The organism is Amycolatopsis sp. NPDC054798, assembly GCF_053611505.1.
In genome coordinates this window covers 1-17,806 of the sequence record NZ_JBSHAM010000087.1, presented here as the reverse complement: position 1 = coordinate 17,806, position 17,806 = coordinate 1, and the positions used below count along the sequence as shown (strand labels likewise).

The following is a 17,806-nucleotide window of genomic DNA, read 5'->3' as shown; positions in this document are numbered from 1 at the left end:
TCCTGATTCGAGACCGGTAAGATAATTACTGGTGTTAGAATACTCGCCCATGCCAGCGGAGCGGGACCACGTCGACGGAGTCATGGCGCAGATCACCGGCGTGCGCGCGGAAGACCGGGTGAGCAAGGCGCTGAGCTTCCGCCTGCTGCGCGCCGCCCGGCTGCTGGAAACGGAACTGCGCCGAGAGTTCGACGCCTTCGGGGTCGGCCTGTGGGAGGTCGAGCTCCTGGGCGCGCTCAAACGGGCCGGTCCCCCGCACCGGCTCTCGGCCGGTCAGCTGCTGGACAGCATGCGCCTCACGTCCGGCGGGGTGACCAAACGCGTGGCCGGACTGGAACGCAAAGGCTGGGTCCGCCGGGACATCGACCCGGACGACCGGCGGCAGATCCTGGTCAGCCTGACCGACGAGGGACTGGCGCGGGCGCGCGAGGTGTTCGGGATGAAAACGCAGACCGAGGCCCGGCTGCTCGGCGTCCTGTCGCACGCGGAACAGGACCGGATGAACGACGATCTGCGGGAGCTGCTGCTGGCGTGGGAGGGGCCTGGGAGGTCGTGACGCCGTGCCGTCCGGCGGGGTGCGGAGCTTCGGCGGGGTGCGGAGCTTCGGCGTGCGATGTTTCGGTGGGGGTGCTTCGGCAGGAGGGCGCTTCCGCCGCGGGGCGGTTCGGCGGACGGCGCTGCGGCGCTTCGGCAAGGTGCGGCGCTTCCGCCAGGGGCGCTTCGGCAGGAGGGTGCTTCGGCAGGGGGCCACGTCGGCGGACGGCGCTTCGATGGGATGCGCTTCGGCGAACGGCGCGTCGCCGGGCGGGCGGCTTTCGGGCGAACGGCGGCTCTCGGGCAGCCGGGCAGCCCGCTCGCGGGTCCCCGCCGTCTGCTTTCCTGCGGAGGAACCCCGCCCGCCGCGCCCCGCCCGCCGCGCGTCGCCCCGCCCGAGCAACGCCCGCCGAGCACCGGCACCGGGTACCGGCTGCCGCGCGCCCGGAGCCCGGAGCCCGGAGCCCGGAGCCCGGAGCCCGGAGCCCGGAGCCCGGAGCCCGGAGCCCGGAGCGAGTGTCGCGGTGCGAGCGTCGGCAGGCGGTTCCGACACGGCCATTCCCTGCCAAACAGACCCGCCGCACTCAGTCCCCGGCGAACTCCCAGCACGTCGCCCCGTGCGGCTCGTCCGTCGCCACTCCCACCGCGCGCCGCAAGGCGAGCCGGTACAGGTGCCACGGCGGCGGACCCGCGCTCGGCGCGCTGAACGGCGCCGTCAGCGCGTCCCCCTCCGCAGTAGCTGGCCACCCTCCCGAGCGGTAGACCTCGGCGAGACGCGCCACGGTCTCGGCGTCCGTGACCCGATGCGCGTCGCCCTCCAAGACCAGGTCGACACCGCGCAGCCGCACCGAGATGCTGCACGCCGGGTTCGCCGCGAGGTTCCGGGAACGGCGCGTGCCCGGTCCGCCGACGAAATACAGGGCGTTGTCCACCCAGACCGCGCCCACGCCCGCCGAGTGCGGACGTCCGTCCGGGCGGACGGTCGCCACGAAGAACGTCAGATCGGCAGTCGGGGTGTCGGCGGCGAGGACGTCGCGGGCACGGCTCCACGGCAGCGGAGCGTTTCCGTAGCGGTCGAGGTTGCGGGTTGAGGCCGGTTCGTAGTCAGTCATGCCCAAGCGTCGAACGGGGCGCCGCCGAATCGACACGCTCCACGATGAGCCGGGTCCCGAGCTACTCCGAGGACAGCGATTCCTGAGCGTTCGCAGAAGTTTCCGCTACCGGCCTGCCCCTTACGCGACCGGCCGGTAGCGGAAACCGTCGCCGTCCCGCTCGATCCGTCCAGGCGGGAAATGCGCCGGAAGAAGCAGCGCGTCCCGTTCGACGGCCAGCTCGCACAACGTCCGCCGGGACTCCGCGGCAGCGGCGGGATCCGCGTCGCCGCCTTGGGCCAGCATCAGGTTCGCGAACTGGAACGGATGGTGCAGCACATCTCCGCTCACCAGCGCGTGCTGACCGCCGCCGCTGAGTTCGGCGATCAGGTGGGCGGCGGTGTGGCCGGGCAGGGAGCGCAGGGTGATGCCGTCCGCCACCTCGTACGGGAGGTCGATCAGCTCGACCAGGCCCGCCTCGACGACCGGGAGCACGCTGTCTTCGAACGTCCGGGCCAGATCCCCCGCCACGCCGCCGTCGGGCGCCGCCGCGTGCACCTCTTGCAGCCAGGCGTACTCCTCGCTCGGGATCAGGTACCGGGCGCGCGGGAAGGTGGGATCCCAGGAACCGTCGACCAGCTGGGTGAAACCGCCGCAGTGGTCCGGGTGCAGGTGGGTCGCCACGACGACGTCGACGTCCTCCGGCACGACGCCCGCTTCGGCAAGGCGGTCCAGGTACGGCGCGTCGAACTGGTGGTGCGCCAGCAAAACCGGGCGTTCCTTGGCGTTGCCGTTCCCGGCGTCGAGGAGCACGGTCTGGTCCGGCGTGCGCACCAGGTACGTGGTGATCGAAAGGTCCAGGTCGCCGCGGTGGTCCCCCAGGTGTTCCGGCGTGACCGCCGGGAACAGCTCCGCCGGGGCGAACCGCCAGTGGTCGAGTTCGGCTACCGGGTCAATCCGCAGCGATCCGAGGGTGATGGTCATCGGGCTTCCTGTCGTCCGGGGAACGGGATTGGCGTGCTGTCGTTCATCGAGGCACCGCGGCCATCGCCTCGATCTCCACGGCCAGCTCCGGTTTGGCGAGCGCGGCCACGACGATCAGCGACTGCGTCGGCCAGTCGCTCGCCGGGAACCACCGGCTGAACACCTCGCCGCTCGCGGTGCGGAAACCGGGCAGGTGCTCGACGCCGGCGACCATGCTGAACACCTTCACCAGATGCTCCGGCCCCGCGCCCGCCGCCGCGAGCGCGCGTTCGATGTTCGCCAGCGCCTCGCGCGTCTGGGCCTCCGCGTCCGGCCCGGCGAGCGTGCCGTCCGGTCGGGCGCCGATCTGCCCCGCCACGACGACCAGCTCGTGGTCGGCGGGAATCTGCGCGAGGTGGCTGTAGCGGCCTATCGGGGGCGCGACCGTCTCCGGATTCCAGCGTTTGCTCATCAGATGTTCCCCTCCCTCGGTTCGTGGCATCAGTTGATCACGAGGCACCGACAAAAACCCGCCCCGGGGTCAGCCGATCGCGACCACCAGCTTGCCGAACTGATCCCCCTTCGCCAGTTCGGCCAGCGCCCGCGGCCCGTCGGCCAGTTCGTAGACCTGGTGCACCACCGGCCGCACGCGGTGTTCCGTGACCAGCTCGACCATCTGCGAGAACTCCCGCGCGCTGCCCATCGACGTGCCCAGCAGGCTGATCTGCCGGAAGAAAAGATTGCGCAGCGACAACTCGACGTCCGGGCCGGTGGTCGCGCCGAGCGTCACCATCCGGCCGCCGGAGCGCAGCACGGACAGGCAGGCGTCGAACGTCGCCGAGCCGATGCTGTCCACGACCAGATCCACCGGTTCGCCGAGTTCGGCGGCCCAGTCTCCAGTGCTGCTGATCGCACGGTCGGCACCCAATTCCGTTGCCCTGGCGAGCTTTTCGGGGCTGCGCGAGGTGACGCTGACCGTCGCGCCCACGGCCTTCGCCATCGCGAGCGCGAACGTCGCGACCCCGCTGCCGATGCCCGGCAGCAGCACGTGCTCCCCGGAAGTCAGCCCGCCGCGGGTGAACAGCGCCCGGTACGCGGTGAGCGCGGCCAGCGGGAGCGCGGCGGCTTCGGTCCAGCTCAGGTGCGCGGGTTTCGGCTCGACGTTGCCCGCCGGGACCACGACGTACTCGGCCAGCGTGCCGTTCGTCGGCACTCCCAGAATGGCGGGGACTTCTGGCACCGCGTCCGGTTCGGCCCAGTCCAGGGAAGGGTTGACGACCACCTCGGCACCGATCTCGACGACGGCGTCCGCACCCGCTGCCACGACCACTCCGGCTCCGTCCGAGCCCAGTACGGTCGCGGGGGCCGCAGGGTCGCGACTGTCCACGACGAACAGATCCCGGTGGTTCAGCCCGGCCGCCTTCAGCTGGACCAGCACCTCGCCCGGACCGGGTCGCGGCACCGGGACTTCCGCGACCCGCACCCCGCCGAGTCCCGCCGCGCCTTCGTGGACCACTGCCCGCATCGCGTTTGTTGTCACGTCCACGAACCTAACAGGCGTGCCCGGACGCGACCGGTCCGGCGCGAGTCCGGTCACAGCGGGGAATTTCCGCTCCGCCTGGAGCATTCGTCCGCGAGCGCCGTCACGCCAGCGGGATGGCGCGGAAAACCCCGTCCGGGTCGTAGCGATGCTTGATGTCCCGCAGCCGCCCGGTGTTGCGGCCGAAGACGTTCACCGCGGGCACGTCCGGCCCCAGCAGGTTCGCGTACGTCTCCGGCAACGCGTACGGGGCCAGCGCCGCCGACGTCGCGTCCGCCCAGGCCTGGTCGTCGTTTCCCTCCCCCAATCCGAGCACCTCGACCAGGAGATGGTCTTCCCGCAGCGGAAACGGCGTCTCCGCCACCGGAACCCGCGCAGCTACACCGTGGAAGTGGTGGATCGACAATCCCGACAACGGCGAGGTCCGGGCTTCCGTCTGCGTCATCAGCACCGAGACGACCTCCGGGGTGAACGCGGCGAGCGACCGCGAGCGGATCGTCACTGATCGGCCGCCCGGGAACATCGCGTCCCGGCGCGCGATCTCCGCCGCGTACGACGGGACTGGCGCGATCTCCGAGGCGAGCGGCGTCCCGAGCCGGGCGAGGAAGCCGTCCGGATCAGCGGTGCCGCACCACGTCGGCCACACCAATACGCACAGCGAACCGTCAGGGCCAGCGAGGACGCCGGTCTGCACGGTGAGTTCGTCCGGCGCGCTGGCCTGGATTTCCGCCACCGCAGCGAAAACGCGGTCCGCGTCGGCCGCCGGGTACCAAGCCGGGCCGGTCGTGATCGGCGGCAGTGCGTGCAACCGCACGCCGAGCGCTGTCACCACACCGAAATTCCCGCCGCCGCCCCGCAACGCCCACCACAGGTCCGGCAGCCGGGAAGCGTTGGCGAGCACCACCTCGCCGTCCGCGAGCACGATCTCGGCTCCCAGCAGATTGTCCGCGGCCAGCCCGTATTTCCCCGCGAAGGGCCCGTATCCGCCGCCGAGTGCGAGCCCGGCGAACCCGACCGTGCCGATCGTTCCGGACGGCGCGGTCAGGCCGTGCGTCTCAACCGCGGCAAGGACATCGTTGACTCGCGCCCCGCCGCCGACCACCGCGGCCCGTCGCCCGGCATCGACCGCGACCCGGTTCAGCGGCCGCAGATCGAGCGTGATCCCGCCGTCCGCGACGGCACGTCCGGCCCAGTCGTGGCCGCCGCTCCGCACGGACAACGGCAAGCCCAATTCGCGCGCGGCACGCACCGAGGCTTGGACGTGCGCCGTGCTCCGGCATTCCACCACCACAGCGGGACGCGCGACGACGGCGGCGTTCCACACCGTCGCCGCCGATTCGTACTGAGGGCCGGACGTATGCACTTGCCCGGCAGGCAGTCGAGCCCGCAAGACACGGGCAGCATCCTCGGCGGTCATGGGCGGCTCCCCTGCTCGTCGTGTCCGACTCTAGGGCCGGACCGACCGGAAAAGGCAGCTGCGCAAGAAGATTCAGCGGTTCACATAAGCCGCCGAGGCTTCGCTGAGCGCCTCCAGCGCCGCGCGAACCCCGCCGTGCGCCTCCTCGCCGGACCGGCACGCGGCGACGATCGTGCGGTTCAGCACCGGCCGGGTCGCGAGCATCCGGACGCCGTCCGGCACCGGCCCGCGAGCGAGCCGCGGGACGAGCGCGGCGCCGACGTTGCCCGCGACGAGCGCCAGCTGCGTCACGTAACTCCCGATGGTGCAACTGATCCTCGGCTCCAGGTCCTGCGAACGGAGCACGTGCACGAGCCATTCGTAGCAGCCCGACCGCCCGGTCCAGCTGATCCACGACACGTCGTCCACCTCGGACAGATCGACCGTGCGGCGGTGCGCGAGCCGGTGCCCGGCGGGCAGCGCCAGATCGGCGACATCGGAGAACAACGTGACCTGCGCGATTCCCGGCGGCACCACCGTCGGCCGGTCCGCCCAGCTTTCGAACACCGCCACGTCGAGATCCCCGGCGAGCACCTTCGGCAGCGTCTGTTCGGCCTCGCCCTCGCCCAGGGTCACGTCCAGCCGCGGGTGCTGTTCGGTGAGCACGGCGAGCGCGGGCGGCAGCAGGGCGTGCACGCAGGTCGCGATCGACCCGATCCGCAGCGGCCCGAACACGTCCTCGCGCAGCCGTTCAAGATCCGTGCGCGCTTCGGCCAGCTGTGCCAGGACACGTTCGGCGTGCCCGACCAGCACCTGCCCGGCGCGCGTGAGCCGCACGGTCCGGCCGCGCGGCTCCAAGAGCGCGAGGCCGGCTTCCCGTTCCAGTTTCGCCAGCTGCTGCGACACCCCGGACGGCGTGACATGCAGCGCAGCCGCCGCACCGGCGACCGAGCCTTGCTGCGCGACCGCGTGCAGCGCCCGCATCCGATCCACGCTGAACACGGTAGTGATGCTACCGGATTTTACGCAGGAACATTCACTTGTCCTTGATAATTAGCGACCCCACGATAGAAGGCATGACCACCGAATCCGCCCCGCTGCCGACCGCCGGTCCGATCGCCGCCCTCACCGGCCGCGCCGACCCCCGGCTGCTGGCCGCCGCCGGATGCCTCTGCATCGCGCTGACCTCGGTGCTCATCAAGGTTTCCGGAGCCAGCGGCGCGACCAGCGCGTTCTGGCGCTGCGCCCTCGCACTGCCGTTGCTCGCACTCTTAGCGTTCAGCGAAGCCCGGCGGACCGGCGTGCGCGCGAAGATCCTGCTGCCGCTGCTGGCCGGGCTCGGCCTCGGCCTCGACTTCGTGCTGTGGGGCGAGGCGATCCCGCGCGTCGGCGCGGGCGTCGCCACCATGCTGCTTTCGGTGCAGGTGGTGATCGTGCCGCTGCTGGCGTTCGTCTTCCTCAAGGAACGCCCGGACCCGCGGTTCAAATTCGTCGCGCCGACGCTGATCGGCGGCATCGTGCTCGCGGGCGGGGTCTTCGGCTCGTCGACGACCGGCTCGGATCCGGTGCTGGGCATGGTTTTCGCGCTTGCCGCCGGGGCGGGCTACTCGGGGTACCTGCTGTTGCTCCGGCTCAGCAGCAGCCCCGCGACGCAGGTTCGCTCGCTGTCGCTGGCCACCGTGTCGGCGGGCTTCGTGTCCGTGGCGCTCGGCCTGCCGTCCGGCCGCCTCGACCTGACGCCCAGCCTGCCGTCGCTCGGCTGGTTCGCCGCGCTGGCTATCGTCGGCCAGGTCGTCGGGTGGCTGCTGATCGCCGGTGCGCTGCCGCGGCTGGCGGCCTCGACCGGCGCGACGATGATGCTGCTGCAGCCGGTCGGCGCCGTCCTCTTCGGGTTCGTGCTGCTCAGCGAACGGCCGGGCGCGCTGCAGCTCGCCGGCTGCGCGATCGTGCTCGGCGCGGTCTGCTTCGCCGGCCGCGGCGCCCGGCCCAAGCGACCCGCCGTTCAGTCGCCGGCCAAGCCCAGCCCGACCGAGTCGAGCAGCCCGCGCGCCATGTCCCTGAACTCGTCGCGGCGCTGATCGACCAGCCCGTCCCCGCCGAGCAGGTCCGCGGCCAGTTCGCCGACCGGCCAGCAGACCAGCTTGCCGTGCCGCCCGAGCAGCAGCCCCACCTCCCGGATCCGGTACAGGTCGGCGACGTCGAGCCAGGCGTACAGCAGGATCTGCCACAGCCAGCGCCCGGCCCGGTCCGGATCGCCGACGGTCAGCACGGTCTTCACGTCCAGCAACGTGCCTTCGGCGATCCCCTCTTCGGGATCGAGCCGCCCGAGCAGGAGATCGCCGTCCGCCCAGCCGGGCACGATGGTCGGCCCGGCGATCCCGAGCGGCTGCCCCTCCGGCGGAGCACCGCCGAGGCGGCGCAGTTCCCACAGCGCACCGTTGTCGTGCAAGCGTTTCGCGAGTTCCGCCAGTTCGGTCACCGCCGCGTCGGCGGGCAGCGCGCGCAGGTCCGCGATCGTGCCGCCGCCGTCGACGACCAGGGCGAGCCGCGGGTCGATGCGGCCGGAACGGTAGATGTCCTCGCACGCCGACAGCACCCAGTTCGTCCGCGCCAGCCCGGCTTCCGCGCCCGGTCCGGCGAGCGTGCCGGGCGGGGCATGCTGCGCCTGGTAGCGGCGAGCGCGTTCCAGCAGATCGCCCCACAGCTCCTGAGCACCCGGGACCGCCTCGGTGTCCGGCATTCCGTCGCCGAGGTCGAGCCAGGACGCTGCCGCCGGGCGGATGCCGAGCGCCCGCGCCCGGTATTCCGCCGGAAGATCGGCGTGCGTCGGGTACTCGGCGGCTTGCGCGTGCGCCCACGGGCCGCTGCCCCACTGCGCTCGCACCATCCCGAGCAGCGCGTAATACGGCGGCGCGGGCTGTACGAGGTCCGCGATCCGCTGGCCGAACGCGCCGCCGATCTCGGCCCAGTGCTGGCGCGGCGGGCGGGCGAGCTTCGGGCGGATCGGGCGCACGCCGTTCGACGCCTCCTCCACCCGGCGCGCGGCCGCGGCCGTGCCGGTGAAGACCCGGGCGCACCAGCGCGCGAGTTTCCCGGCCGGGTCGGCCAGCTCAGACGTCAACGACACCCGGCCAGTATGTCCCGGGACAGGAACGGAAGCAGGAGATCGAGGAATTCGCGCGGGCGGTCCAGCGGGATCAGGTGCCCGCAGTCCGGCACGACGTGTCCGATGAGGTCGTCGGCGATCGGCCGCAGCTGCTGTTCCAGGGCGTCGCCCACCGGATTCGCGCCGATCGCCATCGTCGGGACGGTCAGCCTCTCCGCCGCCGCTTCGGTCAGCTGGCGAGCGCTTTCCGGCAACGCCCGGTAGTACGCGAAAGCGCGGCGGAGCGCCTCGGTTCCGGTGTACGCCTCAGCGAACGCCTCCTGGATCTCCTCCGGGACGCCGCGGCCGAGCGTGCCCTGGTCGAGGAACCAGCGGACATACTCCGCCTCGTGTCCATTGAGGACAGTCTCGGCAAGTCCCGGCACCGCGTGGAAACCGAACCACCACGGCGGGCTGGCCGGAAACCCCCAGGGCAGCGACTCCATCAGCACCAGGCGGCGCACCCGCTCCGGCTCGCGCAACGCCAGCAGCAACGCACCCGCCACCGACAGGTCGATCGCCACCACCTCGGCGCTCGGCTCCCCCAGCGCGTCGAGCAGGGCCGCGACGTCGGCGGCGACTGTCCCGGCGTCGAAACCGCCTTCCGGACGACTGCTCGCGCCCAGCCCGCGAAGGTCCGGCGCGAGCACCCGGTACCGCTCGGCGAGTGCCGGGATGACGTCGCGCCACAGCTGCCAGGTGTGGGGGAAGCCGTGCAGCAGCACCAGTGCCGGACCGCTGCCCGCGACGGCCACGTTCAGCCGGACCCCGTTCGCTTCGACCTGCCGCACCGTGTCCATTTCCGCCTCCTGTGGTTACCATTGGTTACCAGCACACGGTAGGTAACTCCAAGGGTGCCGCCAAGACGGCACTTTCCCGACAGGTGGTGAGCCCGAGGTGACCCCCTCCGCCCGCGGCGATCTGTTCGACCCGGCCTGCCCTACGCGGCGACTGCTCGACCGGATCGGGACGAAGTGGACGTCGATGACGGTCAAGATCCTCGCCGAGGCGGCACCGGACGAGGTGCGGTTCGCCGACCTCCGCCGCCGCATCCCCGGGGTGTCGCAGAAAATGCTTTCGGTCACCTTGCAGAGCCTCGTCCGCGACGGCCTCGTCTCGCGGCGCGTCGAAGCGACAGTGCCGCCCCGGGTGCATTACCTGCTCACCGAACTGGGCGAGTCGCTGGAATCCGCGCTCGCGGTGCTGCGCACGTGGGCGGAAGAACACATGGCCGACGTCGACCAGGCCAATCAGGAATCCGGCCGGTAATTTTCCGCACACGGGCGAGTCGGTCGGCCACCGCGGAGCGGAAACAGCACACACTCCGCGCTGTGGAGTCGCCAACCGAACGGGACAGCAAACCCGCACGGCACGCAATCGGGCAGTTCTTCGCGCATCCGCTCGCGTCGTTCCGGATCATCGTCGCGATCTGGGCGCTGCTGACCTTGCTCGGCGCGGTGATGGCACTGTCGTCCTCGGCAGCCGCCGCCGACCCGGCCGCCGGAACCGGGGTGTACCAAGCCTTTTTCCGGCATCTGACCTTCGTCGCGCTCGGCACGATCGCCTTCGTGCTCGGCCTGCGCATCCCGTTTTCCCGGCTGCGCAAGACAGCCACCCCCGCACTGGCGGCCGCTGTCGTGCTGCTGCTTCTGGTGCTGACCCCGCTGGGCTCCGACCACGGCGGCGCGCAACGCTGGCTCGCTGCCGGGCCGATCACCTTGCAGCCAGTGGAAATCGCGAAGGTCGCATTGGTGTTCTGGGGTGCACATCTGCTGGTGTCGAAACAGAAGGTGCTGCACCATTGGCGGCATCTGCTGGTGCCGCTGACCCCGGTGACGCTCGGGCTGTGCGCGTTGCTGCTGGCTCAGCCGAATCTCAGCGGCACAGTGACGCTCGCGCTGATCACTTTGGGCTTGCTGTGGTTCGCCGGCGCGCCGAAGCGTTTGTTCGCCGCCATTCTCGCCGGCGGCGTCGTCGGAATCGTCGTACTCGCCCTTTTCGCCAGTTATCGTCTCGCGCGCATCCTTTCTTTTCTTTCGTCCGACCCCGATGCCAGCGGCAGCGGCTACCAAGCACAGCAGGCGCAGTACGCCCTCGCCGACGGCGGCTGGTTCGGCGTCGGACTCGGCCGGGGCGCGGCGAAGTGGAGCTACCTGCCGGACGTCCAGAACGACTTCGTCTTCGCGCTCGTCGGCGAGGAACTCGGGTTCGCGGGTTGTGTCGTGGTGCTGGGGCTGTTCGGCTTGCTCGCCGCGACCGGCCTGCGCACCGCAGCACGGGTCGCCGATCCGTGGGTGCGGCTGGTCGCCGGGACGACCACGTTGCTGCTGGCGGCGCAGGCGCTGATCAACATCGGCTACGTCTCGGGCGCGCTGCCGGTGACCGGTGTGACGCTGCCGCTGGTGTCCGCTGGCGGGACGTCGCTCGTGGTCACCATGCTGCAGTTCGGCATCCTCGCACAGGCCGCGCGCGAGGAACCGGCCGCGCAGACGTTCCTCGCCGGGCTGCGGGACAAGGGCTCCGGTACAGTCCGAGCGTGATCAAGAAGGCACTCTCCGCGACCTTCGCGGCGGTCGCGCTCGCCGGCCTCGCCGCGTGCTCGAACCCGACCGGCAAATCGTGGGCGATCACCTACGAGGTCACGTCCGACCAGCAGGCCACGGCAACCGGCGTCGCGTACGGCGAATCGAGCAACCGCTACGAGGACAAGGTCGCGACGCACCGGCTGACCGGTCCGCTCGGGCTGCCGTGGAAGCAGGACGTCGTGGTCAGCGCCGGGCAGGACGCCTCGGTCACCGCGACGCCGTCGACCGCCGCGACGCTGCGCTGCCGGATCCTGCTGGACAAGACGAAGGAACTCGCCAACGCCACCGCTCCCGGCCCCGGCAAGCCGGTGACCTGCAAGCACACCACCGATTCCTGACCGGTTCCGGAGGGTCCTCAATGGACTCCCGGGGCCGCGCGGACTCTTCTCCGCCGCTCGGTACGCTCGTGACCTTCGGGTGAACGCGAGATGGCCGCCAGGCGAATCGGCGGACCGGAGAGGGGTTGTATGGCGACCACGGCCGGAGCTTCCAGCAGCGAGACGTACGACGCGATCACCCATTTCGCCCTGGCCATGCCGGGCTGGGTGCAGTCTCTCGTGCTGGCGTACACGCACTACGGCCTGGTTCTCGTGGCCCCGTTCTTCGCCTGGCTCTGGTGGCGGGCCCGGCCGACCGGCTCGCCCGAGCGGATGGCGGCGGCGCTGCTGGTCCCCGCGGCCACGGTGGTCGCCTACGTGCTCAGCGAGATCGTGAAAGCCTTCGTGCACGAGCAGCGGCCGTGCCGGGGACTCCCGCCGGAGGCGATCGTCGGAGCCTGCCCGCCGCCGGGCGACTGGTCGTTCCCCAGCAACCACTCCACGATCGCGGCCGCGGTCGCGCTCGGCGGGGCCTTCGCCTGGCGCAAGGGCGCGCCGTGGGTCGCCGCCGTCGCCGCGACGATGGGGTTTTCGCGGGTGTTCGTCGGGGCGCACTATCCGCACGACGTGCTGATCGGGCTCGCGCTCGGGGCCGGGATGGCGTTGCTGCTGCAGCGGTACGCGCTGGCTCCGGCGACCGGGCTCGTGCAGCGGTTCGCCGGGAAGGTGCCGTTCGGGCTGCTCGGTACGGTGCCGGAAGAGCCAGAAGGCACGACGGTGGTTCCGGAGCCCGGCGCTGACCGTCCGGTTCAAGACGCACAGCCGGTTCCGCGCCCGGACGGCGCTCCGGTCCGGGCCGCCGGTTCGCTGCCGCCCCGGCCGCCGCAGGGTCCTCGACCGGGTGGTCCCGCTGGCCCGCGCGATGCGGGGGCTCCACCGGCACAGCCCACCCGCCGCGTTGCCGTGCCCGAAGCACCCGCAGCCGGCCAATCCCCGCGTCGGGTCGCTCCCCAGGAAGGCCCGGCCGCCCAGCCCGCTCGCCGGACCAGTTCGTTCGAAACCCCGGCCGCAGGTCAGTCCACGCGCCGGGTCAATTCCCCCGAAACGCCCGACGCCAGCGGCCGACCCGCCCGTCCGCGCCCGGATTCGCCGCCGCCCCGGGCCGCGGGCAGCCCTCCGCGACGGCAGAACTCGCAACCGATCCGCACCGCCGCGCCGCAGCCTCGCGCGGAGGCCCCGGCACCCCGGCGGCAGAACTCCCAGCCGATGCGCACCGCCGAGCCCCAGCCCGGCGCCGCCGACACCCCGCCGCCGAGCCCGGCCCGTCCGCCCGCTCAGCCGCCGGCCCGTCCGGCGCGCCCGCAGCAGCCCCGACCGGCGGGACCGCCGCAAGGCCGCACCGCGGGTTCTCCGCCGCCGCGTCCGTCGAACCAGGCTCCGGCCGGTCCGCCGCCGGAGGTCAGCCCGGCAGATCGCCCGTCGCGGCGAACTCCAGGCGCTTCGCGACCGACACCGCCTGGTCGGCGAAACGCTCGTAGAAACGCGTGAGCAGGCTCAGCGCGACGGCGATCCGCTGGTCCTGCGTCCAGTCCGGCGCGGTCACCGTCGCCATGACCCGGGCGTGCAGCGCGTCCACGCGCTCGTCGGAGCGGCTCAGCTCGGCGTAGCCGCCGCGGGCCTCTCCGTGCACGAGGTCGGCGAGCCGCTCCGCCATCGCCGAGGTGACCTCGCCGAGTTCGGCGAACACCGGCTCCAGGTCGGCGGGCACAGTCGGCTCCGGATGGCCGCGCCGGGCGGTGCTCGCGACGTGCGCGGCGAGGTCGCCCATCCGCTCGAGCTTCTCCGCGCAGTACACCGCCGCCAGCACGGCGCGCAGGTCGCCGGCCACCGGGGCTTGCAGAGCGAGCAGCGAATACGCCTCGTCCTCGCAGGCGGCGCGCTGGTCGTCGAGTTCGGCGTCGCCGCTGAGCACCTGTTCGGCCAGCGGCAGGTCCGCGGTCAGCAGCGCCCGCGTGGCCCGGCGCATCGCCTCGGCCGCCGTCTCGGCCATCGCCGCCAGACGCCCGTCGAGTCGTTTCAGGTCGTCCTGGAAGCCTTCGCGCATGTCGAGCGACTTTACCGGCGGCCCGCCGGCAGGCCCGCGTCGGCCAGCGGCCAGGCCTCCTCCGGCTCGGCCAGCTCGTAGCTGTGGCTGCCTTCGTGCCCGCCGGGCACCCGGCAGAAAACGCCCTCGTCGGACTCCGCGCCGCAGAGCGCGCGGGTCTCCAGCACCCGGCGGCCGGGCCACCAGCGCAGCCACATCAGCGGCTCCTCGCCGCGCCCGCCGACCGGGGTCGCGTGCTCGTGGCCGTGCCCGGCCTCCAGCTCGCAGAACAGTTCGGGCTCCGTCCCGCGGACCGCGACGCTCCGCAGGACCGAGCGCTCGCGCCCGGTCAGCTCCACCGGTTCGCGGCACAGCGCACCTTCGGCCATGCGGCCAGCGTAAACGGCCGCCGCCGATTCCGCGCGCAGGGCCCGGCCGCGCGCGCCGTGAAGGACTCCTTGAGGGAATCTGATTCCCTCAAGGAGTCCTTCACGGACAGCAGCTCTGCCGTGCGCGCTGTCGATCACGGGAGGGTCAGCGCACCCGCTCCAGGAGCGCGAACAGGTTCTCCCAGTGCCGCTTCTCGCCTTCTTCGTGGTACGCCGCCGTGTCCGACATCGTGAACCCGTGCGAGGCGCCCTCGTAGATCTCCGACCGGTAGGTCACCCCGGCCTCGTCGAGCGCGTGCTCCAGCGTCTTGATCTGCTCGGCGGTGGCCGACGGGTCCTGGTCGGCGTGCCCGAAGTACACCTCGCCGGTGATCGAGCCGACCCGCAGGTGCGGGCTGTCCGGCTGGTCGGTGGCGAGGCGTCCGCCGTGGAACGACGCGATCGCCTTGACCCGGTCCGGGAACGCCTCGATCACGCGCAGCGCGTTCAGGCCGCCCATGCAGTAGCCGGTGATGACGACCGGGCCCTCGGCGACGCCGTCCTGCGCGGCGAACCAGTCGAGGTACTTCTCCGCGTCGCGGGTGATCGCTTCGGTGTCCAGAGCCTCGATCAGCGGCATCAGCTTGCCGAAGACCTCGCCGCGCCGCTCCGGGTCCTCCAGCGCGGCGAAGTCCACCAGCGGCGTCCGGCCGCCGCGGTAGAGCAGATTCGGGGCCAGCACGGCGTAACCCGCTTCGGCGATGCGGTCCGCCATCTCCTCGATCCGCGGCCGCAGCCCGAACGCGTCCGGAAAGAGCAGCACCCCGGGATGCGGCCCGCCGTCCGGCACGGCCAGGTACGCGTCCGCGGTCCCGTCGGCGGCCGGAACGTCCGGCTTTTCCTTGCGCATCCGCTTCGTCCTCCATTGCTCGCAGTCCGTACGCGATCAATCTATCCCCGCCGCGCGAGCGGCCGCCGGGCTCCGCGGATGTCCCGTTTCCTGTCCTGCCAGTGGACTGAACCACTGCGGTCGGCGGATTGACGGAGTCCGGTTTGCCCGGCCAGGATCACCGAGCCCGCTCCGGGCCGCCCTCCGCAGAACGGACTGTCGATGGCCAGACCTCCTCGCTCCCCGCGCGCCCGGAACCGGGTCGCTCTCGCCGCGCTCGTCCTTCTGGGCGGGCTCGTCCCCGCGCAAGCCGCGCAAGCCGCACCGGCCGCTCCCCCGGGCCAGCCGGAGATCGGCCGCCCCGCGCTGGACCGGAATGGCTGCGCCCGCGTCGAAAACTCGCTGCCCAAGCTGCCGGACTGGCCGAAGGCGCGCAGCGCGATGCCGCGGAACCCGGTCGACGAATGGCGGATCAAGCAGATCGTCTCCGGGATGTCGCTGGAGGAGAAGGTCGGGCAAATGACCCAGCCCGAGATCGCCGCCATCACGCCGGCCGAGGTGACCCAGTACTCCATCGGGTCCGTGCTCAACGGCGGCGGCTCGTGGCCGGGCGGGAACAAGCACGCCACGCAGCAGGACTGGCTCAAGCTCGCGGATTCCTATTGGGACGCAGCCAAGGCCACCCGGGCAAAGATCCCGGTAATTTGGGGCATAGATGCCGTGCACGGCAACAACAATGTGTACGGCTCCACGGTGTTCCCGCAGAACATCGCGCTCGGCGCGGCGCACGACCCGTGCCTGGTGCGCGACGTCGAGAACTCCACCGCACGGCAGATCCGGGCGACCGGACAGGACTGGGCGTTCGCGCCGACGCTCGCCGTCGTGCAGGACGACCGCTGGGGCCGCACTTACGAAGGCTTCTCCGAGGATCCGCGCATCACCCGCGCCTACGGCTACGAGGCCATGAACGGTCTGCAGGCCGGTGCCAGGCTGCGCATCGGGCCGAACGGCGTGATCGGCACCGCGAAGCACTTCATCGGCGACGGCGGCACCACCAACGGCCAGGACCAAGGCGTCAATGCCTCGTCCGAAGCGGACATGATCAACCTGCACGGCCAGGGCTACTACGGCGCGCTCGCCGCGGGCGCGCAGACGGTCATGGCGTCGTTCAACAGCTGGACCAACCCCGATCTCGGCATCAACGAGGGCAAGATCCACGGCAGCGACAAGGTCCTCAACCAGATCCTCAAGGGCAAAATGGGCTTCGACGGCCTGGTCGTCTCGGACTGGAACGGCATCGGCCAGGTGCCCGGCTGCACCAACGCCAGCTGCCCGCGCGCGATCAACGCCGGCATCGACGTCGTGATGGTGCCGAACGACTGGAAAGCCTTCATCGCCAACACTGTCGCGCAGGTGCGCGGCGGCGAGATCCCGATGTCCCGCATCGACGACGCGGTCACCCGGATCCTGCGGGTCAAGCTGCGCGCCGGCCTGTTCGAGGAGCGCAAGCCGTCGCAACGCTGGTACGCCGATTCTCCGGACGCTCTGACGGACAAGGCGCTCGCTCGCGAAGCGGTGCGCAAATCGCAGACGCTGCTGAAGAACAACGGGAACGTACTTCCCTTGGCGCGCAACGCGAAGGTGCTCGTGGTCGGCAAGAGCGCGGACAGCATCTCGAATCAGACCGGCGGGTGGACGCTGACCTGGCAGGGCACCGGGAACACCAACGCGGACTTCCCCGGTGCTACCTCGATCCTCGCCGGGCTCAAGGAGGATCTCGCCAACGTCACTTTCGATCCCACTGGCACCGTCGATCCGAAGGGTTATGACGCCGTCATCGCAGTCGTCGGCGAGACCCCGTACGCGGAAGGCGTCGGCGATCTGCAGCGGAAGAGCCTTGAAGCGGCGAAGCTGTATCCGGAAGACCTTGCGGTGCTGGACAAAGTCAGCGGCAAGGGCACTCCGGTGGTGACGGTTTACGTCAGCGGCCGCCCGCTGTACGTCAACAAGGAACTCAACCGTTCCGACGCGTTCGTCGCCGCTTGGCTTCCTGGAACCGAAGGCGGCGGCGTCGCGGACATGCTGGTGCGCGGCAAGGACCATGGCGGGTATCGCGGCAAACTGTCGTATTCGTGGCCGAAGAGCGCCTGCCAGACGCCGCTCAATCCGTGGAGCCCCGGCTACGACCCGCTGTTCAAGCTCGGCTACGGCCTCACCTCGAATCAGCGGACCACCGTCGGCAAGCTCGACGAGACTGAAGGCCCGGCGCGCTGCGGATCGCACGACGGCGGCGGCACCGCGACCGAGGACCTGCCGATCTACGACCGCACGGATGTCGCGCCGTACAAGAGTTTCATCGGCTCGGCGTCGAACTGGGGCGGGACCGAGATCGGCCCTGACGGCACCGCTTCGCATCCGGAGATCGCGGTGACGCCGGCTGACGTCAACGTCCAGGGCGACGGCCTGAAAGCGACGTGGACCGGCACCGGCGCGGCGCAGCTGTACTCACAGCATCCGGGCGGCACCGACGACCTGCGCGGATATCCCAACGCCGACGGCGCGCTCGAATTCGACGTGATCGTGCATTCGCCGCCGGTGAACCGGACAGTGGTCAGCCTGCACTGCGTCTACCCGTGCTCGTCCGAGGTCAACGCCACGAAGCTGTTCGGCGATCTGCCCGCCGGGCAGAAGTCGACGGTGAAGATCCCGTTGTCCTGCTTCGCGAGCGGGCTGGACTTCGAGAGCATCGACACGCCGTTCCTCGTCTACACCGACGGCCCGTTCTCCGCTTCGTTCGCGAACGTGCGGTGGTCGCCGGGCGGGGCGAAGGATCCGGACGCGCGGAAGTGCTCCGACCTCACCGGATAGCTCCCGCCAGCTCGATGACCCGTGACC

The 17,806-nt window shown here is 71.4% G+C and carries 18 protein-coding genes; 7 read left to right on the top strand and 11 right to left on the bottom strand.

From position 1 onward, the window contains the following. Positions 1-49 precede the first annotated feature (49 nt). Positions 50-556: a MarR family winged helix-turn-helix transcriptional regulator gene (locus tag ACWGIC_RS35910; protein ID WP_452080378.1), complete on the top strand. Its 507-nt coding sequence runs from the start codon at positions 50-52 to the stop codon at positions 554-556. A gap of 562 nt (positions 557-1,118) precedes the next feature. Here ACWGIC_RS35910 and ACWGIC_RS35905 read toward each other — a convergent pair. From ACWGIC_RS35905 to ACWGIC_RS35880, 6 genes are all read right to left on the bottom strand, one after another. Next, positions 1,119-1,646: a pyridoxamine 5'-phosphate oxidase family protein gene (locus ACWGIC_RS35905; protein ID WP_452080377.1), complete on the bottom strand. Its 528-nt coding sequence runs from the start codon at positions 1,644-1,646 to the stop codon at positions 1,119-1,121. A gap of 120 nt (positions 1,647-1,766) precedes the next feature. Next, the gene (locus ACWGIC_RS35900) at positions 1,767-2,609 is read right to left on the bottom strand and encodes an MBL fold metallo-hydrolase (protein WP_452080376.1); all 843 of its coding nucleotides are present in this window, start codon (positions 2,607-2,609) and stop codon (positions 1,767-1,769) included. Between the two features lie 43 nt (positions 2,610-2,652). Beyond that, complete coding sequence (locus tag ACWGIC_RS35895; RefSeq protein ID WP_452080375.1) at positions 2,653-3,060, bottom strand: RidA family protein; 408 nt, start codon at positions 3,058-3,060, stop codon at positions 2,653-2,655. A 69-nt stretch (positions 3,061-3,129) separates the two neighbouring features. After that, on the bottom strand, positions 3,130-4,128 hold the full coding sequence (locus ACWGIC_RS35890) for a zinc-binding dehydrogenase (RefSeq protein WP_452080374.1): 999 nt from the start codon (positions 4,126-4,128) through the stop codon (positions 3,130-3,132). Positions 4,129-4,231: 103 nt separating this feature from the next. Further along, complete coding sequence (locus ACWGIC_RS35885; protein ID WP_452080373.1) at positions 4,232-5,545, bottom strand: FAD-binding protein; 1,314 nt, start codon at positions 5,543-5,545, stop codon at positions 4,232-4,234. Between the two features lie 72 nt (positions 5,546-5,617). After that, entirely contained in the window at positions 5,618-6,508 is an 891-nt protein-coding gene (locus ACWGIC_RS35880) for a LysR substrate-binding domain-containing protein (RefSeq protein WP_452080393.1), read from the bottom strand. A gap of 92 nt (positions 6,509-6,600) precedes the next feature. On the opposite strand from ACWGIC_RS35880, the gene ACWGIC_RS35875 reads away from it, so the two are divergent. Then, entirely contained in the window at positions 6,601-7,602 is a 1,002-nt protein-coding gene (locus tag ACWGIC_RS35875) for a DMT family transporter (RefSeq protein ID WP_452080372.1), read from the top strand. On the opposite strand, the gene ACWGIC_RS35870 is transcribed toward ACWGIC_RS35875, so the two are convergent. Next, positions 7,527-8,651, bottom strand: a complete 1,125-nt coding sequence (locus ACWGIC_RS35870; RefSeq protein WP_452080371.1) for a hypothetical protein — start codon at positions 8,649-8,651, stop codon at positions 7,527-7,529. The genes ACWGIC_RS35875 and ACWGIC_RS35870 overlap by 76 nt on opposite strands. Next, entirely contained in the window at positions 8,642-9,469 is an 828-nt protein-coding gene (locus ACWGIC_RS35865) for an alpha/beta fold hydrolase (protein WP_452080370.1), read from the bottom strand. The genes ACWGIC_RS35870 and ACWGIC_RS35865 overlap by 10 nt, the downstream gene beginning before the upstream one ends. A 97-nt stretch (positions 9,470-9,566) precedes the next feature. On the opposite strand from ACWGIC_RS35865, the gene ACWGIC_RS35860 reads away from it, so the two are divergent. The 4 genes from ACWGIC_RS35860 to ACWGIC_RS35845 all read left to right on the top strand — a co-directional run bounded on the left by ACWGIC_RS35860 (position 9,567) and on the right by ACWGIC_RS35845 (position 13,119). Continuing rightward, a complete protein-coding gene (locus tag ACWGIC_RS35860) occupies positions 9,567-9,938 on the top strand; it encodes a winged helix-turn-helix transcriptional regulator (protein WP_452080369.1) in 372 nt (123 codons plus the stop codon). 62 nt (positions 9,939-10,000) lie between these two features. Beyond that, positions 10,001-11,209, top strand: a complete 1,209-nt coding sequence (ftsW, locus tag ACWGIC_RS35855; RefSeq protein ID WP_452080368.1) for a putative lipid II flippase FtsW — start codon at positions 10,001-10,003, stop codon at positions 11,207-11,209. Then, a complete protein-coding gene (locus ACWGIC_RS35850; protein WP_452080367.1) occupies positions 11,206-11,592 on the top strand; it encodes a hypothetical protein in 387 nt (128 codons plus the stop codon). The genes ftsW and ACWGIC_RS35850 overlap by 4 nt, the downstream gene beginning before the upstream one ends. Positions 11,593-11,721: 129 nt before the next feature. Beyond that, positions 11,722-13,119, top strand: coding sequence for a phosphatase PAP2 family protein (locus tag ACWGIC_RS35845; RefSeq protein ID WP_452080366.1), 1,398 nt, complete (start codon positions 11,722-11,724; stop codon positions 13,117-13,119). Here ACWGIC_RS35845 and ACWGIC_RS35840 read toward each other — a convergent pair. From ACWGIC_RS35840 to ACWGIC_RS35830, 3 genes are all read right to left on the bottom strand, one after another. After that, a complete protein-coding gene (locus ACWGIC_RS35840) occupies positions 13,031-13,675 on the bottom strand; it encodes a phosphate signaling complex PhoU family protein (RefSeq protein ID WP_452080365.1) in 645 nt (214 codons plus the stop codon). The genes ACWGIC_RS35845 and ACWGIC_RS35840 overlap by 89 nt on opposite strands. Before the next feature lie 11 nt (positions 13,676-13,686). Continuing rightward, positions 13,687-14,043, bottom strand: a complete 357-nt coding sequence (locus ACWGIC_RS35835; RefSeq protein ID WP_452080364.1) for a hypothetical protein — start codon at positions 14,041-14,043, stop codon at positions 13,687-13,689. Positions 14,044-14,188: 145 nt separating this feature from the next. Beyond that, complete coding sequence (locus tag ACWGIC_RS35830; protein ID WP_452080363.1) at positions 14,189-14,932, bottom strand: dienelactone hydrolase family protein; 744 nt, start codon at positions 14,930-14,932, stop codon at positions 14,189-14,191. A 201-nt stretch (positions 14,933-15,133) separates the two neighbouring features. On the opposite strand from ACWGIC_RS35830, the gene ACWGIC_RS35825 reads away from it, so the two are divergent. Continuing rightward, a complete protein-coding gene (locus ACWGIC_RS35825) occupies positions 15,134-17,779 on the top strand; it encodes a glycoside hydrolase family 3 protein (RefSeq protein WP_452080362.1) in 2,646 nt (881 codons plus the stop codon). Positions 17,780-17,806: the final 27 nt, after the last annotated feature.

Bases quoted from the DNA above. Each gene is read 5' to 3' on its own strand.
- ACWGIC_RS35910 (WP_452080378.1), top strand. From the start codon at position 50: ATGCCAGCGGAGCGGGACCACGTCGACGGAGTCATGGCGCAGATCACC.
- ACWGIC_RS35905 (WP_452080377.1), bottom strand. From the start codon at position 1,646: ATGACTGACTACGAACCGGCCTCAACCCGCAACCTCGACCGCTACGGA.
- ACWGIC_RS35900 (WP_452080376.1), bottom strand. From the start codon at position 2,609: ATGACCATCACCCTCGGATCGCTGCGGATTGACCCGGTAGCCGAACTC.
- ACWGIC_RS35895 (WP_452080375.1), bottom strand. From the start codon at position 3,060: ATGAGCAAACGCTGGAATCCGGAGACGGTCGCGCCCCCGATAGGCCGC.
- ACWGIC_RS35885 (WP_452080373.1), bottom strand. From the start codon at position 5,545: ATGACCGCCGAGGATGCTGCCCGTGTCTTGCGGGCTCGACTGCCTGCC.
- ACWGIC_RS35880 (WP_452080393.1), bottom strand. From the start codon at position 6,508: ATGCGGGCGCTGCACGCGGTCGCGCAGCAAGGCTCGGTCGCCGGTGCG.
- ACWGIC_RS35875 (WP_452080372.1), top strand. From the start codon at position 6,601: ATGACCACCGAATCCGCCCCGCTGCCGACCGCCGGTCCGATCGCCGCC.
- ACWGIC_RS35865 (WP_452080370.1), bottom strand. From the start codon at position 9,469: ATGGACACGGTGCGGCAGGTCGAAGCGAACGGGGTCCGGCTGAACGTG.
- ACWGIC_RS35845 (WP_452080366.1), top strand. From the start codon at position 11,722: ATGGCGACCACGGCCGGAGCTTCCAGCAGCGAGACGTACGACGCGATC.
- ACWGIC_RS35840 (WP_452080365.1), bottom strand. From the start codon at position 13,675: ATGCGCGAAGGCTTCCAGGACGACCTGAAACGACTCGACGGGCGTCTG.
- ACWGIC_RS35835 (WP_452080364.1), bottom strand. From the start codon at position 14,043: ATGGCCGAAGGTGCGCTGTGCCGCGAACCGGTGGAGCTGACCGGGCGC.
- ACWGIC_RS35830 (WP_452080363.1), bottom strand. From the start codon at position 14,932: ATGCGCAAGGAAAAGCCGGACGTTCCGGCCGCCGACGGGACCGCGGAC.
- ACWGIC_RS35825 (WP_452080362.1), top strand. From the start codon at position 15,134: ATGGCCAGACCTCCTCGCTCCCCGCGCGCCCGGAACCGGGTCGCTCTC.